The 407-nt window shown below is 69.0% G+C and carries 1 pseudogene; it reads right to left on the bottom strand.

Annotated features, from left to right (window positions below):
• A pseudogene (locus tag ASG00_RS17320) lies at positions 1 to 407 on the bottom strand (malate synthase A); the annotation flags it as partial.

The following is a 407-nucleotide window of genomic DNA, read 5'->3' as shown; positions in this document are numbered from 1 at the left end:
GACCTCCACGTCGTCGCGCTGACGCGAGACCTGGTTGGGGTTCTCGCCCAGCACGGCGTCGAACTCGGCCTGCGCCACCGGGATCAGGTCGGGGTGGGCGACCCAGGTGCCGTCGAAGCCGTCGCCGGCCTCGCGCTTCTTGTCGGCCGCGACCTTCTCGAACGCGCGCTGCGTCACCTCGGGGTCACGACGGTTCGGGATGAACGCGCTCATGCCGCCGATCGCGAAGGCGCCGCGCTTGTGGCAGGTCTTCACGAGCAGTTCGGTGTAGGCACGCATGAACGGCACCGTCATCGTCACGTCGCTGCGGTCGGGGAGCACGAAGCGGGCGCCGCGGCCGCGGTAGTTCTTGATGATCGAGAAGATGTAGTCCCAGCGGCCCGCATTCAGGCCCGCGCAGTGGTCGC

The sequence above is a fragment of the Microbacterium sp. Leaf351 genome, assembly GCF_001423825.1.
Lineage (GTDB): Bacteria > Actinomycetota > Actinomycetes > Actinomycetales > Microbacteriaceae > Microbacterium > Microbacterium ginsengisoli.
Note: the sequence above shows the minus strand (reverse complement) of the source record. Positions and strands in the feature narration are given on the sequence as shown.